14 protein-coding genes are annotated in these 15,252 nt (G+C 54.8%); 3 read left to right on the forward strand and 11 right to left on the reverse strand.

Features of this window, described 5'->3' with window-relative positions:
- Window positions 1-22 precede the first annotated feature (22 nt).
- From HCQ99_RS05755 to mtnA, 3 genes are all read right to left on the reverse strand, one after another.
- Window positions 23-1,543 (reverse strand): ABC transporter ATP-binding protein, encoded by a 1,521-nt coding sequence (locus HCQ99_RS05755; protein ID WP_208317180.1) that lies wholly within the window; start codon window positions 1,541-1,543, stop codon window positions 23-25.
- Window positions 1,544-1,680: 137 nt separating this feature from the next.
- Window positions 1,681-2,745 carry a BMP family ABC transporter substrate-binding protein gene (locus tag HCQ99_RS05760; RefSeq protein ID WP_166987237.1) on the reverse strand — a complete coding sequence of 355 codons (1,065 nt, stop codon included), beginning with the start codon at window positions 2,743-2,745 and terminating at the stop codon, window positions 1,681-1,683.
- A 24-nt stretch (window positions 2,746-2,769) separates the two neighbouring features.
- Window positions 2,770-3,798: an S-methyl-5-thioribose-1-phosphate isomerase gene (gene mtnA / locus HCQ99_RS05765; protein ID WP_166987241.1), complete on the reverse strand. Its 1,029-nt coding sequence runs from the start codon at window positions 3,796-3,798 to the stop codon at window positions 2,770-2,772.
- A gap of 91 nt (window positions 3,799-3,889) precedes the next feature.
- Here mtnA and HCQ99_RS05770 point away from each other — a divergent pair, with 91 nt between their 5' ends.
- A complete protein-coding gene (locus tag HCQ99_RS05770; protein WP_166987245.1) occupies window positions 3,890-5,020 on the forward strand; it encodes an acyl-CoA dehydrogenase family protein in 1,131 nt (376 codons plus the stop codon).
- Here the strand turns inward: HCQ99_RS05770 and HCQ99_RS05775 are convergent.
- From HCQ99_RS05775 to xseA, 6 genes are all read right to left on the reverse strand, one after another.
- Window positions 4,985-7,003 (reverse strand): BCCT family transporter, encoded by a 2,019-nt coding sequence (locus HCQ99_RS05775; RefSeq protein ID WP_166987248.1) that lies wholly within the window; start codon window positions 7,001-7,003, stop codon window positions 4,985-4,987. The two genes, HCQ99_RS05770 and HCQ99_RS05775, sit on opposite strands and share 36 nt — an antisense overlap.
- A gap of 70 nt (window positions 7,004-7,073) precedes the next feature.
- A complete protein-coding gene (locus HCQ99_RS05780; protein ID WP_166987252.1) occupies window positions 7,074-8,477 on the reverse strand; it encodes a class II fumarate hydratase in 1,404 nt (467 codons plus the stop codon).
- Between the two features lie 49 nt (window positions 8,478-8,526).
- Window positions 8,527-9,201 (reverse strand): carbonic anhydrase, encoded by a 675-nt coding sequence (locus tag HCQ99_RS05785; protein WP_341747202.1) that lies wholly within the window; start codon window positions 9,199-9,201, stop codon window positions 8,527-8,529.
- Between the two features lie 14 nt (window positions 9,202-9,215).
- Window positions 9,216-9,875: a DUF4245 domain-containing protein gene (locus HCQ99_RS05790; RefSeq protein ID WP_166987255.1), complete on the reverse strand. Its 660-nt coding sequence runs from the start codon at window positions 9,873-9,875 to the stop codon at window positions 9,216-9,218.
- A complete protein-coding gene (locus HCQ99_RS05795; protein ID WP_166987258.1) occupies window positions 9,875-10,099 on the reverse strand; it encodes an exodeoxyribonuclease VII small subunit in 225 nt (74 codons plus the stop codon). The genes HCQ99_RS05790 and HCQ99_RS05795 overlap by 1 nt, the downstream gene beginning before the upstream one ends.
- Before the next feature lie 10 nt (window positions 10,100-10,109).
- Complete coding sequence (gene xseA / locus HCQ99_RS05800) at window positions 10,110-11,312, reverse strand: exodeoxyribonuclease VII large subunit (protein WP_243854804.1); 1,203 nt, start codon at window positions 11,310-11,312, stop codon at window positions 10,110-10,112.
- 113 nt (window positions 11,313-11,425) lie between these two features.
- Between xseA and aroD the strand changes: the two genes are divergently transcribed.
- Complete coding sequence (aroD, locus tag HCQ99_RS05805) at window positions 11,426-12,196, forward strand: type I 3-dehydroquinate dehydratase (protein WP_166987261.1); 771 nt, start codon at window positions 11,426-11,428, stop codon at window positions 12,194-12,196.
- Here the strand turns inward: aroD and HCQ99_RS05810 are convergent.
- Both HCQ99_RS05810 and fbaA read right to left on the reverse strand, forming a co-directional pair.
- Complete coding sequence (locus tag HCQ99_RS05810) at window positions 12,193-12,927, reverse strand: DUF6264 family protein (RefSeq protein WP_166987264.1); 735 nt, start codon at window positions 12,925-12,927, stop codon at window positions 12,193-12,195. The two genes, aroD and HCQ99_RS05810, sit on opposite strands and share 4 nt — an antisense overlap.
- 95 nt (window positions 12,928-13,022) lie before the next feature.
- Entirely contained in the window at window positions 13,023-14,051 is a 1,029-nt protein-coding gene (gene fbaA / locus HCQ99_RS05815) for a class II fructose-bisphosphate aldolase (protein WP_166987267.1), read from the reverse strand.
- Between the two features lie 206 nt (window positions 14,052-14,257).
- Between fbaA and glpX the strand changes: the two genes are divergently transcribed.
- The gene (gene glpX, locus HCQ99_RS05820) at window positions 14,258-15,244 is read left to right on the forward strand and encodes a class II fructose-bisphosphatase (RefSeq protein ID WP_166987270.1); all 987 of its coding nucleotides are present in this window, start codon (window positions 14,258-14,260) and stop codon (window positions 15,242-15,244) included.
- Window positions 15,245-15,252 lie beyond the last annotated feature (8 nt).

A 15,252-nucleotide genomic window follows, 5' to 3' on the forward strand; every position in this document is an offset into this window, starting at 1 on the left:
GCTAAACAGTCTACCTGCGTCGTCAGCTAGCGGTCTCGTGCGGGGTGTGGCCAGCCATATAGAGGCCGAGCAACGATTCGGTAGCTTCTGCGCGCGGCAGATCAGCTACGATCTTCCCCTCGAACATGACGAGGATGCGGCTTGCAAGCGACATGATCTCGCTCAACTCAGCGGAGATGAGCAGCAGCGCACCGCCGCTATCGCGATACGCAGTGAGCTCTTTGTGGATCGACTCGATCGCGCCCACATCGACACCGCGGGTTGGTTGTTCTGCGATTAAAAGAGGGGAGGCGTAAGCCATCTCGCGCGCGACAACCACCTTCTGCAGGTTGCCGCCAGAGAGGGTGCCAACGGGGGTTTCGTGGCTGGCTATTTTCACGCCAAAGCGGTTTATTAGATTGCGGGCGTGCTCGGTCATGCGCTTCCTTGCGAGCAGACCCTTTTTTAGCAGCGGAGCGGATCGGTGATGCCCTAACGCGAGATTATCGCTGGCAGATGCGGTTGCAGCTGAGCCGACACCGTGCCGATCCTCAGGAATATATGCGACACCAGCATCACGCCTTGCAGCGATGCTCAATGAGCTGCAATCCGTGCCCGCAATCGTGACAGTGCCCGCGACTGTCGGGCGCATTCCCACAATCGCTTCGGCAAGCTCGACCTGCCCGTTACCTGCGACACCGGCAATGCCGACAATCTCACCGTGACGCACAGTAAACGTTGCGCTATCAACTGCGTTGCGCCCTGTTTCAGTGACGGTAAGCCCCTGCACATCGAGCACAACTTCGCCGAGCGGATTTTTAGGTGGCGGCTGTGTCAGATCAACATCACGCCCGGTCATGTGACGGGTCAACTCTGTCGGGTTCGTATCGGCGGTGATCAGTTCAGCAACATTCTTGCCGTCACGCAGCACAGTGACGCGATCAGAAATGCTCATAACCTCGCTGAGCTTGTGCGTAATGATAATGATTGTGCGCCCGTCAGCTTTGAGGGCACGTAAAATCTCAAAAAGTTTTTCAGTCTCTTGCGGGGTGAGCACAGCTGTTGGCTCATCGAGAATTAAAATTTTCGCTTCCCGATAGAGTGCCTTAATAATTTCAACCCGCTGCAGCACTCCGACCGGCACATCGGAGACTTTATCGCGCGGGTTTACTGCAAGCCCGTAGCGGTCGGCAATCTCCTGCACCTTTGCCACCGCGGCTTCGCGATCCAGCAAGCCACCTTTTGTTGGCTCATCACGGAACACCACGTTTTCAGCGATAGTGAGAGAGGGAAACAGCTTAAAAGATTGGAATACCATGCCCACACCCGCTGCGATTGCGTCGAGTGGGCTGGTGAATTTAACCTCTGCACCGCTGATTTTAATCGTGCCCGCATCAGGTTGATAAACCCCGGCGAGCTGCGACATTAGAATTGATTTGCCAGCGCCGTTTTCACCCATCAGCGCATGAATCTCACCTTTTTCAACCGTGAAATCAACGTTATCGTCGGCAATAACTCCGGGAAAGCGTTTGGTGATGCCGCGCATCTCAATTTCAGCGACCACGCTGGGACTCCTCAAGGCCATGAACTGATGTGCGTTTAAGTCTAACAAAGCCTAGTTTGTTGCCGTCTCTGAAATATGGGTTGGGGCTCTGACCGCAGTGATCAGAGCCCCAACTGTTAAAACAGAACCGCAGCTAATTATTCAGCAACAGTAATATCGCCGGCCTTGATTGCCTTAGCGGCAGCCTCAACCTTTTCGATAATCTCCGGGTGTGACATAACAACACAGCCAGAATCTGCAGCGTCATCGGTGAGGCTAACAACGGTCATGCCCTCTTCTGCCAGGCCGAATGAGCTGGTTGCGTCCTTCGGGCTCTTGCCTGCAAGGATCTCGCCCACAACGGTCTCAACAACCTTGTTCACAGCCTTGATGGTGCCGTCAACGACGTGCCCCGGCGCCATACCGCACTGGTTAGCGTCTACACCGTAGGTGTAAAAGCCCTTTTCAGCAGCGGCCTCGTGAATACCACCGTTAGCGGCGGCTGCAACAGCGAACACCTGGTCAACACCGGTTGCCGCAAAAGCAAGTGCCTGCTCTTTCGCGCGAGCGGTGTCAGCGAATGGGTTCTCGCCACCAACATACTGTGGCGCAATCGCCTCAACATCACTTGCGGTGTCGGTCGCACCCTGCGCAAAACCGTTGTTGTATTTGTGCAGCAGCGGAATATCAAGTGACATTACCGAGCCAACCTTCTTTGACTGCGAGAGCAGCGCAGCTTCAACACCCAGCAGGTATGAAGGCTCCTGCTCGCGGAAGGTGGCGGTGTAGAGGTTGTCGAAGTCGCCCTCAACAGTGGTGTCGATCAGCAGGAACTTCTGGTCTGGGTAGGCTTCTGCATACTCGGCTGCAAGGTCAGCAAACTGGAAACCGAGCATTACAATAACCGCTGGTGCTTCATTGACAGCCTGATCGAGATTTGAGCGGCGGGTTTCGTCGTCTTTAGACTCGAAGGTTTTTGCTTTTCCGCCGTTGGCCTCAGCAACAGCGTTAATGCCGATCTGGCCAGACTTCAGAAACTCATTTTGACCGATTGGGTCACTGGTTATGTAGATGAAACTCTGATTGCTTTCTGTGCCAGTTTCAGAGGATGCAGAACTGCTGTTAGATGAGCTGTTTCCACCAGCGCAACCTGAGAGCAGTAGGCCGATTGCGGCAACGCCAGCAGCAGCTGCGGTAGCGCCACGCTTAGTAAATGCCTTCATTGAATATCTTGATCCTTTCGGGATTTATTGAGCGGCGACTCGAAGCTCGCCAAGGGGAGTCTCTGCCAGGGTTTGCCCCCGGTCGAGATGAATCACACGGCGTTCGGTAATAATGCCGGTGATCAAACTGTGTGGGGTAACGTCAAAGGCCGGGTTTAGGCCTTCGATGTCTGCTGGTGCGGTTCTAACGCCGTTAAGCTCGGCAATTTCAGTAACGCCGCGATCCTCAATTTCAATATCTTTGCCGGTTGTCGTTTGCATATCAATTGTGCTTTCGGGGGCAACCACAAAAAAGGGCACACCCGCATATTTAGCGGCAAGCGCTAGAGAGAAGGATCCGATTTTATTTGCGGTGTCACCGTTCGCTGCGATCCTGTCAGCGCCGATAACCACTGCATCGGCAGCGCCGCGGGAGAGCAGAAACGGGCCAGCAGAGTCAACAATTAATTTGAAGGGAGCACCCATGTTTTTTAGCTCCCATGCGGTTAACCGGGCGCCCTGCAGCAGCGGGCGAGTTTCACAAGCTAATGTTTGGGTCAAAGATCCCTGTTCTAGGAGGGTTTGGATCACTCCGAGCGCAGTGCCGCGCTCTACAGTTGCCAGACCGCCGGTGTTGCAGATGGTCATCATGCGCACCTGCTCTTTGCCCGTTATAGAGCGCACAGTTTCGGCACCGTAGAGCCCCATAGAAACGCACGCGCGGATGTCTGCATCGCGCACCTCAAGGGCTTTTGCGAGCACAGCGTCAGCGCCGTCATCAATAACTGCGAGTGCTTGATCAACACCCCACGAGAGATTCACAGCAGTGGGGCGTGCCTCGCGCAGCCGCTGCGCCTCACGACGCACCGCCGCGGGATCCGCAAGTTTTTGAGCGAGCAGCGCAACACCGAGCGCGCCAGCAACCCCCAGCGCCGGGGCGCCACGCACCGCTAGCCGTTTGATATCCGCGATAAGGGTTTCAATATCTGCAACCTCGCGCAAAACCAACTCGTGCGGTAGCAGGGTCTGATCAATCAGCTTAATTACACCGTCTTGCCAATCGATAGTGCGCAAAAATTCTCCCTAAAACGTGGAGCGTTAAGATTCATATCCACAATACCGGAGCTTAAAGCGACTCGGAAACTGCGAGTGTATCGTTAACACTATGACAGCGATCATTAGCGACACCATCTTAAAACAGATTGCGGATCGTGCGCCGCAGTTAGACGCAGACAACCAATTCTGTGCGGCCGACATCGAGCTGCTTAAAGAAGCGGGGTATCTGAGCGCCTTTACCCCTACGCAGCTTGGCGGTGCGGGCCTTGCAGCCACCGAGGTGAGTCGCCTGCAGCGGCGGTTAGCGCAAGCAGCGCCGGCCACAGCGCTCGCAGTTAATATGCACCAGGTGTGGGTGGGCGTTGCCAGATCCCTCTTCGAACAGGGCGATAAATCACTGGAGTGGGTGCTGAAAGAAGCAGCTGCGGGGGAGATTTTTGCGTTTGGCATCTCTGAACCCGGCAATGACGTTGTGCTGCTTGACGCAAAAACAACCGCTGACAAAAACGCAAACGGCTATTTGATTTCCGGCACCAAGGTTTTTACCACTCTGTCACCAGCATGGACCAGGCTGGGGCTGCACGCGCGCTGCGGTGACCGACTAATTTTTGGTTTTGTTGAACGCGACGCTGCAGGCAAGATAAGCAACCCGGGAGAGTGGAATTCTGTGGGGATGCGAGCCACGCACAGCTACACAACTGTGCTCGAAGACGTGCAGATGCGAAACAGCCGGGTGGTTCGTGATATTGCGCCATACGAGGCGAGCGATCTGCTTGTTGGTGCGATTTTTGCGAATTTCTCTCTGCTCACCGCATCCGTGTATCAGGGGCTTGCTGAGCGCGCTATTGAGCTTGCAACGACAGCTTTACAGCGTGCAGTAACTCTGATGGACGGCACCGAAACAACAGCCGGCGCTAATGAACGGCGGGGTGCTGACTTTGCGGCAGCGGTGCTAGACCAGCGGGCGGCGCTAAACTCTCTAGAACTGCTGTGCGCACAGCTTGATTCTGGTGAGCTGTTTAACCGACCTGATGCTTTCCTCGCGCTTGCGGCGGCGAAAAATCAGATTTGTGACGCAGCCGCTAACACCGTTGAAATGGCGTGCGAGGTGAGCGGCACGAGCGCATTTCAGGCTGACAGTGAGTTGGCGAGACTGCGCCGCGATGTTGCAGCGGCGCAGTATCATCCAACTTCTGCGGCCGGTTTACTCGGCACCGTCCGTCGTTTTTACGGTGTCTGAATCCGCTGTCTCATCGACTAGTGGTGTGCCGTTAGCATCAAGATACTGGCCGGCCTCATAGTCGTAATCAACAGGGTTGCCGTCTTCATCTGTGCGCGCATACCAGTCAGTAACCTCTGGTGCCTCTGAGTCAAAATCTGCCCCGGCGGCTAATTCATCGTCTGAAGCGGTTGGTTCGAGGGCGATCTTGAAGTTATCGCCGTATTCAGTGACACCGGCCACAACGGCTTTTTCAAGCGCAGATTGTTCAAAGTTGCTGCGGATGGTCATCGGATCATTGCGCAGCTCTTTGACAAGTGCGACAGTCATCAGGATCAGCACAACCGCAAAAGGAAGCGCGGTGATGGTGATCATATTTTGCAAGCCCTGCAGCACATCCGCACCACCAGCAAGCAGCATAACGACTGCAATGCCCGCCATGCACACAGCCCAGAACGCGGTAATAAGACGTTTTGGTGAGGGGTTACCGCGCTGTGAGAGCTGTGAATTTACAAGAGAGGCTGAGTCAGCCGAGGTAATGAAGAAGACCGCGAGAATAACGATAATCAACGGCGCCACAATCGCATAGCCCGGCAGGTTGCTGAGCACTTCAAACATAATCTCTGCGGGGGCTGGTAGTGCGTTAGGATCGTTGCCCGGTGCGAGCGCCTGAGTTTCACGCTGCATCCAAATCGCGGTGCCGCCGATCACTGTGAAAGCGGCAATTACGATTGTTGAAGGAATAAAGAGCACGCCCAAAACAAACTGGCGGATCGTGCGACCGCGAGAAATTTTCGCCACAAAAACACCCACGAATGGTGCCCAAGAAACCCACCAAGCCCAGTAAAAGACGGTCCAGCTTGAGAGGAATGCCTGCATCTCAGGGCTCGCGGCCATATTCGCTGATAGCGCATCAGGGATATTAGCTAAATAGTCAATCATGACCGAAGGAATTGCATTCATAATAAACGCAGAAGGGCCAACAAAGAAGATAAAAATCGCAAGCCCCAGCGCGAGCACCATATTTATGTTTGAGAGCATGCGGATGCCTTTAGCCACCCCAGACACAGCGGAAATAATTGTGCCGATTGTGAGTAGCATAATCACGACAATCGCAATTTGGTTGCCCTCCGTAGACCAGCCCGTCACAATCTCGACACCGCGTGCAATCTGCATAGCGCCGATACCCAGTGAAGCAGCAGTGCCGAAGAGCGTCGCGATAATTGCCATGCCGTCGATAGCGCGCATACCGGGGTTGGTGACATCAGTTTTAAACAGTGGCGCGAGAATAGAACTCATAAGCGGCACACGCCCGCGCCGGAAGCTTGTGTAGGCAACAGCTAAGCCAACGATCGCATATATTGACCAGGCATTAATGCCCCAGTGCATTGCAGACTGTGACATCGCTGCGGTAATTGCCTCAGCGCTCGCAGGCTCGACTGTGCCCGGCCTAGGGCTGAGGTAGAAGGTTAGGGGCTCATATGCGCCGAAGAAGATAATCCCGATGCCGATACCGCCGGCAAACAGCATCGCAACCCATGAGCTGGTTGAGAACTCGGGTGCCTCTCCGTCTAGGCCGAGTGGAATTTTGCCGTAGCGGCTGAACGCCAACCACAGCAGCACAACAACAAGCCCGGCAGCTATGACAGTAAAAACCCAACCGAAGTTGACCATAATCCAGTTCAAGGCCGTGCTGGATACATCAAACACAGTCTGCGGCTGCAGTGCGCCCCACACAACGAAGCTGATAATCAGCACACCCACAACAGCCACAATCACGCGGTCGACGCCGTAGCGCACCTTCTGATCCTCGATTGAAACACCGGGGACTAGAGCGGGGTGAATATTGTGCGGATAGTTTAATTCTTCTAAAAACTTTTGCCCGCGCTCTTTGTTGAGAATAAAGGCCAAGCGACCGCGTCCAGGTGTCTTGGAGCGGTCGCTTTTGGCAGCGGAGTGCAAACTAGAAGCAGGTTTTTCTTTAGCTTTCTTGCTGAAAACCATATTTATCTTCCTGTCAGTTCAGCCCGAAAGTCTTGGCGGGTGCGTGATTTCGAGCGCTAGACAGCAAGATCTATTTGGCGACTCCCGGGTGGGTCATAGAAAGCAGATCAAGTGCCTTATCCAGCTCGGCTTCACTGACCTCGCCACGCTCAACGTAGCCGAGATCGATAACAGCCTCACGCACAGTAATGCCCTTTGCAACTGAGTGCTTTGCTATTTTAGCAGCTGCTTCGTAACCGATTAGACGATTCAGCGGGGTGACAGTCGACGGGCTCATTCCCGCAAGAGCTGCAGCACGATCAAGGTTTGCTTCAAGACCCTTAACCGTCTTGTCTGCCAGGACGCGGCATGCATTGCTCAAAAGTCGTGCCGACTCGAGCAGGGCGGTTCCCATAACAGGGATCTGCACATTGAGCTCGAACGCGCCTGACGCGCCAGCCCAAGCAATAGTCGCATCGTTACCGATAACCCGTGATGCCACCATCAGCACAGCTTCAGGCACAACAGGGTTCACCTTGCCCGGCATAATCGATGAACCCGGCTGGAGGTCTGGGATGAAGAGCTCACCCAGGCCGGTGTTAGGGCCGGAACCCATCCAACGCAGGTCGTTATTAATCTTGGTCAGCGACACAGCGATTGTGCGCAGCGCACCTGATGCTTCAACCAAACCGTCACGGTTTGCCTGCGCTTCAAAGTGATTGCGCGCTTCGGTGATCGGCAAGCCACTGGAAGAAGCGATTTCAGCGATGACCCGCTCAGGGAAACCGTGTGGTGTGTTGATGCCGGTGCCCACAGCAGTGCCACCCTGCGGCACCTCAGCAACACGTGGCAGAGCGGCCTGCACGCGTTCGATACCGTAGCGAATCTGCGCGGCGTAGCCACCAAACTCCTGGCCGAGAGTCACCGGAGTGGCGTCCATTAGATGGGTGCGACCCGGCTTCACTGCGCTCTTCCACGCCTCAGCCTTTTCTTCTAACGCCGCAGCGAGATACTCAAGCGCCGGCACCAGCTGCTCGATGAGCGCCCCGGTAACCGCGATATGCACCGAAGTCGGGAAAACATCGTTTGATGACTGCGAAGCGTTGACGTGGTCGTTCGGGTGCACCTGTGCGCCGAGGTGCTTTGAAGCGAGAGTTGCGAGCACCTCATTCATATTCATGTTCGATGAGGTGCCAGAACCTGTTTGGTAGGTGTCTACCGGGAACTGGTCGTGGTGATCGCCGCCAATAACCTCATCGGCAGCCGCGACAATAGCGTCTGAGATATCGGCGTCTAGAATTCCCAATTCTTTGTTAGCGATTGCTGCCGCACGCTTGATGCGCGCTAACGCAATGATCTGTGCTGGCTCAAGACCGCTGCCTGAGATGGGGAAGTTTTCTACAGCGCGCTGAGTTTGGGCTGCATAGAGTGCGTTTTTTGGAACGCGAACTTCGCCCATAGTATCGTGCTCGATGCGGTATTCGATTTCGCTCACTTGCTTCCTTCGTTAGAAACCCGACCGTGTGTTATCTGCCACGGTTCTTCTAGGATACTGCCTCGCCGGTTTCTAGCGGCCCGACAGAAATTATTGGTTTAATGTGGCCGTCGGTGAGACTGTACTGGCAGCCAACGATCCCCAGTTTTCCTGCTGCCACACTGTCTCTGAGGATCGCGCTCGCACGCAGAATATCTTGCACTGTTTGGCGCAGATGGTGTCTGCCGGCTTCGTCGGCGTCGATCTCGTCTTCAGCAACATACGGAGTTTCTGAGTTGTATCTATGCCACACCCACTGCACGCTTGGAACAATCGGCTGCAGAGTGCGCACCACAGCGCGCGGCATCTCATCTGGGTTGTCGGTGCAGAGATTCACCGCCGCTTTAACCGCCCCGCAGCTGTCATGCGCGAGCACTAAAACCAGCGCAACACCGAGTTCTGTGACAGCAAACTCTAAGGATGCGACGATTGACTCAGCTACAACGTGCCCAATATTTCTAATTACAAACAGGTCGCCGAGCCCGCGATCGAAAATGATTTCTGCCGCCAGGCGTGAGTCTGAACAGCCAAAGAGCGCAACGTCCGGGCTTTGTCCACCGGCGATCAGATCTCGTCTAGCAGCATCCTGGTGCGGGTGCTCTTGGCTGCCGGCAATGAAACGTTGATTACCAGACACCATCTGCATCCAGGCCTCTTGTGGGGTGATCCGCGCCCGCATTGACATCCTTAAACCTTAAGTTACTCGGTGAGTGAGACAGCTGTTTTTTCAGCCAGGTCACGAATTTCAGCTTCGCTGCCTGTGCCGCTCACTATTAGCGTAGCCTGCGGCAGCTCTGTCACATAAGCCCACAGCACGTTAGAACTGTCGGCGCTGTCACTGGAGTGATCGTAAACCTGCCAGTCGTAGCCTGCGAAGGAGGCTGTGCCCGTTTGCTTCTTCCCCTCTAACTGTTTATTAACCCAGCGTGCGTCTGCCGGCAGCATTTCGTTATTGTGCCCCTGGGCTACTCCTGCGTAATTGCCGCTCGGCGTCGTATAGCCGATATACCAATAGGTAACAAGCTCTTCTCGGTCAAAGCGGACCTTTGCCTGCTTAGCGAGCCATTTATCACCCACTGCCGGGTTAGCTACGGTTTGGCCGAATGTGTCAGATGCGCCCTCTGCAAGCTGCTGCACATCAACATTGCGGGTGGTGAAATCACCCGTGCCGCGCGGCACGATGAGCACGATGAGCGCCAGAAACCCTAAGGTGACCAGCAGTGAGTAAATAAGATTATTGAGCGTTTTGCGCTTCTTATAGAGATAAGACTGCTTGGCTTTGCGGGCTGTTGTCTCTGCCGCAGTTTCAGGGCGCCCGAGCTCGGCAACAACCGTGGGCTGTTTTTGAAGTTTAGCCACTAGGAGTCGGCCTTTGCTGCTTCTGCGCGAACAGCTTCTAATCTAGCCTTAGCATCACCGAGCCACTGCTCACACCGTTTTGCCAGTGCCTCACCGCGCTCCCACAGAGTGAGCTGCTCGGCAAGCGGGATGCCCCCTAGCTCCAGTCGCTGCACAACCTGAATTAACTCGTCACGAGCCTGTTCATAGCTAAGTTCTGCGATTTCAGTTTGCGCTTCAGTCATAGCTTCAATCCTATTCTGCGATTGCTGTAATTTCACCGTCGCTGACCCGCAGCTTGAGGGTGTCGCCCGGCTGCACTTCAGAAGTTTTTGAAATTGGTTTCGCCTCGCTATTTAAGACCATCGCGTAGCCACGTTTAAGAGTTGCGAGCGGTGACAGCGCACGCAGCTGTGAGAGCTGGCTGTTCAGCTCAGATGCGGCGTTATAAAGCTGACGGTCGATGAGCTCAGCAGAGCGCACCGCAAGTCGCTGCACGTCAATTTCCTGCTGTTCGAACATTGACTCAGGTCGCTGCAAAACAGGGCGAGAGCGCGTATTGCTGAGGGCTGCATATTCTTGCTCCACAGTGTGTGTGAGACGCGCACGAATTCTGCCAACCGCGCCCGTTACGATCTCATGTTCCTCTATGTATGAGGGCACAACACGCTTTGCGGCACCGGTTGGTGTGCTCGCGCGATAGTCTGCAACCTCGTCTAGGAGTGGGCGATCCGCCTCATGGCCAATAGCTGAGATGATCGGGGTTTTTGCTGCTGCGGCAGTGCGCACAAGTGTTTCGTCGCTGAACGGCAGCAGATCAAGAAAGTCGCCGCCGCCTCTCGCGATAATGATGACATCAACACGCGGATCGGCATCGAGCTGCTGTATTGCCTGCGTTACCTGACTAGCAGCGTTTACACCCTGCACAGCTGTGTGCACGATCTCGAAAGGAATGCCTGGCCAGCGCTCGAGAGTGTTCTTTAAAACGTCTTTTTCTGCATCAGAGTCGCGCCCGGTAATCAGGCCAATGCACCCCGGTAGAAACGGCAGGGGGAGTTTTCGATCCTCTGCAAACAACCCTTCGGCGGCAAGTTTTTGCCGCAATTTTTCAAGCTGCTGCATGAGCTCGCCGAGCCCTGCTGTTTTAATGCGTTTGACATTAAAACTGAGTGATCCCCGGGCTGTCCAATAGTCTGGCTCTGCCAGCAGCACCACATGATCACCCGTGTGAAAATCCTGCTGCAGCTGCGCTCTAACCGAACTCCAAATATTAAAGGAGAGACTGTCGTCTCCGCCGTCTAAGTCGCGCAAGCGACCGTAAACATTGCCGCGGTTTTCTTTCCACTCTGTTATTTCGCCCTCGACCCAGACCGCGCCGAGCCCTTTAATGGTCCGCTTCAAAACCTCGCTCACACGGGCAACACTGAGCGGGTTAGATTCACTTGGAGCTTGCGGCACGATTCTCCTCTACGGCATTTGTTTGCTCTCTAGATTACTGAGATACTCTTACAATTGTGAATTTGTCTGGTTTGTTGCAAGGTGAGAAGCGCCCTCAAGGTCCGTTCGGGGCGATGGTTATCGTGTCGCTGCAGGAGACTAACCAGGAAGCTGTCCGTGCGGCAGCGATCCACAATGCGCGTTTTGACCTTGTTGAACTGCGAGTTGACACTTTTAAAAACGGCGATCCGCTTGCGGCAGTGGGGGATCTTAAGCAGCCGGTGATCCTCACTCTGCGCACTGCAGCGCAGGGCGGTGAATTAGATATTACCGCTGCAGCATATATTGCCCGTCTGCGGGAATTTTTAACAGCCCATAAATTTGCGGCAGTAGACCTTGAGTTACAGACTGTGCAAACTGCGCGCCGCACCGATGCACAAGCGGTAGCCTCTCTGCTATCTCTTGTTGAGGAACTCGGAATACCAATAATCTGGTCGCACCATGAGTGGCAGCGCACTCCGTCGGTAGACGAAATACGCGAGTTTTTCCGCCTGCTCGGGCAGCAGACGACACCCCATGGAACCCCGAAGCTTGCGTTAATGGCGCACTCTCCCGCTGATACAGCACTATTGCTCGAGTGCCTGCGGGAGTACACGGCTAAGGGGCGCCCGGCAATCGGTATTTCGATGGGTGATTTCGGCGCGCTCAGTAGAATTGCGGCGGGTGCTTTCGGCGGTGTAGCCACCTTTGCATCTTGCGGATCGGCGAGTGCGCCCGGTCAGTTAAACCTTGACCGCTTAGCTGCGATTAGCGACGCGCTGGCTGCCCAGGGTGTCGATAGTGCAGCAGCCGCGGCACTGAGCGTGGCAGAAATATCGGCCTTGCTTGCAAGGCTGGCAGACTAGGGGGACTGCAGCTGCTCTAGAAAACGCTGCGTCACACTCGGATCGGCGATAAGTTCTGCTGGGATGACATTTACCATTGCGATTCCGGTGATCGCAAAAGCAACTACCGAAGCGATAGCACCGCCGACCAGTGGGATCCAGAAAGCGATTTTACCCTGCCGCTGACGCAGGAAAGTTAGCAGCACTGTTGCCGCAAAAATCACGAATATGGTGGCGGCGCCAATAAAACCGAGAGTCTGCACCCAGGGCGGTGATACTAATTCGCTTTCTGCAGCCAGCAGAAATAGATTGAAAGTCTTCGGCAGCTGGTAGAGCGAAGATGCGGATATCATCGCGCCAAACACTGCGAAGCCGAGCAAAATAAAGGTAATAACACGATCTGCGGGGTGTGCGAGTGGTTTTGTGACCGGTGAGCCGCTTGCGCCCGCGGAAACGTTTCGCGTCTCGCTTACGGCAGTGGCTTTGGCAGCGGGCTTTGCGGCCGCTGTTTCAGTGCTTACCGGGGCAGAGTTTAGCGGAATTGTGTGATCGTAGCGCAACCCAAGATTGTGCGGCACACGCGCAGCTGTAGACCGGTCAGTGGTAGCGCTTGCAGACTCTTGTGTCTCTTGCGCCGGCTCCCACTGCCAGCCTTCGGGAGCGAGCTCACCGAACTGCGGTTTTGGTCGCATGGTCGGTTCTGCTGCGTTTGAGTCTGGTTGCTGCTCGTTGGTCTTGTTATCTTCGCTCATAGTTGTCTACGACTCTACCCGCATTGCTTTAACGCCATCTGAGAAGACGGTTGCATTCCTGTGTCGGAATACAACCGTCTCTTTTTGCCTTAAGGTTAAGCGCTAATAGACTGTCCAGCTGATCCAAGCTGCTGTGCCGCCTCAACAACCCGCTTCGCCATGGAAGCTTCTGCAGCCTTGCCCCAGGCGCGAGGATCGTATGCTTTTTTGTTTCCAACCTCGCCGTCAATCTTCAAAATGCCGTCGTAGTTTCTGAATATTTGATCGGCAGCGCCGCGTGTGTAAGCGTATTGGGTGTCGGTGTCGATGTTCATTTTTACAACACCGTTTCGCACGGCCTCAGCAATCTCCTCTGGAGTTGACCCGGAGCCGCCGTGGAACACAAGATCAAGCGGCTTTTCGCCTGTGCCATACTTTTCAGCGATGCCGAGCTGGATCTCTTTTAACAGTTCTGGGCGCAGCTTCACATTGCCTGGCTTATAAACACCGTGCACATTGCCGAATGTGAGGGCGGCCATGTAATCTCCGTGTTCACCAAGGCCGAGAGCCTCAATCGTCTCTACTACATCCTCAAGGGTTGTGTAAAGCTGATCGTTGATTTCGTGTGAGACACCGTCTTCTTCGCCACCAACTACACCGATCTCGACTTCAAGAATGACATCGAGCTCCTTGCAAATTGGAAGCAGCTCCTTGGCGATAGCCAAATTTTCTTGCAGTGTTACAGCAGAGCCGTCCCACATGTGTGATTGAAAATAAGCCCGGCCGCCCTCGGCAACACGCTCGCGGCTGCGCTCAATAATTGGTTTCAGCCAGTCGTCAAGGCGCTCTTTCGGGCAGTGATCGGTGTGCAGAGCAACGGTGATTGGGTAGTTCTTTGCGATTTCCTCGGTAAATTTAGCGAATGCGATAGCGCCGCTTGGTTTATCGTCAATTGTGTGACCTGAGAAGTAAGAGCTGCCGCCGTGGCTCACCTGAAGAATACCGTCTGAGCCTGCCTCTGTGAGCCCCTGCAAGACTGCGTGCACAGTCTGTGAACTCGAAACGTTAATCGCCGGGAATGCGAAACCCTTTTCTTTTGCGCGGTTGAGCATTTCACGATACTGCTCTGGTGTTGCTACTGGCATACCTGACTCCTTTGTTGCGTTCTGCACTCGTTCTTTAAGTCTACGTTGCGTTCCATCACGATGGAACTAGGCAGAGTGTGATATTTAATTTTTTTAACCGCAGAAACAGGCGGTCGCCGCACCTTCGGCACGGTTCGTAGTTAGGCTAGAGGTACTGAAAAGATACGCGCCGCATAATTTGCGCAGATCAAGTTTGGAGACAAAGAATGAGTGACGAGCTACGGTTGCACGACTGGCAGCCAGACCGCAACCTGGGCATGGAGCTGGTGCGCGCAACAGAAGCTGCAGCAATTAGGGCAACACCGTTCGTTGGTCGTGGCGATAAGAACGCTGCTGACGGTGCAGCGGTAGATGCTATGCGACGTTTTTTGTCTACTGTGTCTATGAACGGCACGGTTGTTATCGGTGAGGGTGAAAAAGACGATGCCCCGTGGCTCTACAATGGCGAGCGTGTGGGTAACGGCATGGGAGCACAGTGCGACGTCGCCGTTGATCCGATCGATGGCACTCGTCTAACCGCTGACGGCAGACCGGGAGCGCTCTCTGTGATTGCCGTCGCCGACCGGGGGAGCATGTACGATCCCTCCGCAGTTTTTTATATGAATAAGCTCGTGGTCGGGCCAGAGGGCGTTGGCGTAGTAGACATTCGGAAACCGATCGGTGAAAACATTCGCGCGCTCGCGAAAGTAAAGGGTGTCGAAACCTCAGATATTCGAGTGGCTGTGCTCGACCGCCCGCGTCACGACCAGTTGATTACAGATATCCGTGAAGCAGGAGCGGGTGTGCAGCTCTTCTTAGACGGCGATGTTGCAGCCGGAGTAAACGCTGCAAGCTTTGACTCTCGCGTAGACATCTGTGTTGGGGTGGGCGGCACCCCCGAAGGAATTATCACAGCCTGTGCGGTGAAGGCGCTTGGTGGTCAGATTCAGGGCGTGTTGGCTCCGAAGGACGACGAAGAGCGCCAGAAGGCCTTAGACGCCGGTCACGACCTTGACGCTGTGCTCGATCAGAACACACTTGTTACCAGCGATAACACTTATTTTGTAGCAACCGGTATTACAAGCTCTGATTTTATTGAGGGTGTGCGCCGCCGGGGGCCGTTCCTGCGGGCCGAGAGCATTGTGATGCGTTCGCACTCAGGCACTATTCGCCGCGTTATCTCTGATATGCGCGAAGACCGCTGGGGAGTGTAGCCGGTTTT

It is taken from the genome of Canibacter zhoujuaniae (assembly GCF_011752015.1).
In the GTDB taxonomy this organism is placed as follows: domain Bacteria; phylum Actinomycetota; class Actinomycetes; order Actinomycetales; family Microbacteriaceae; genus Canibacter; species Canibacter zhoujuaniae.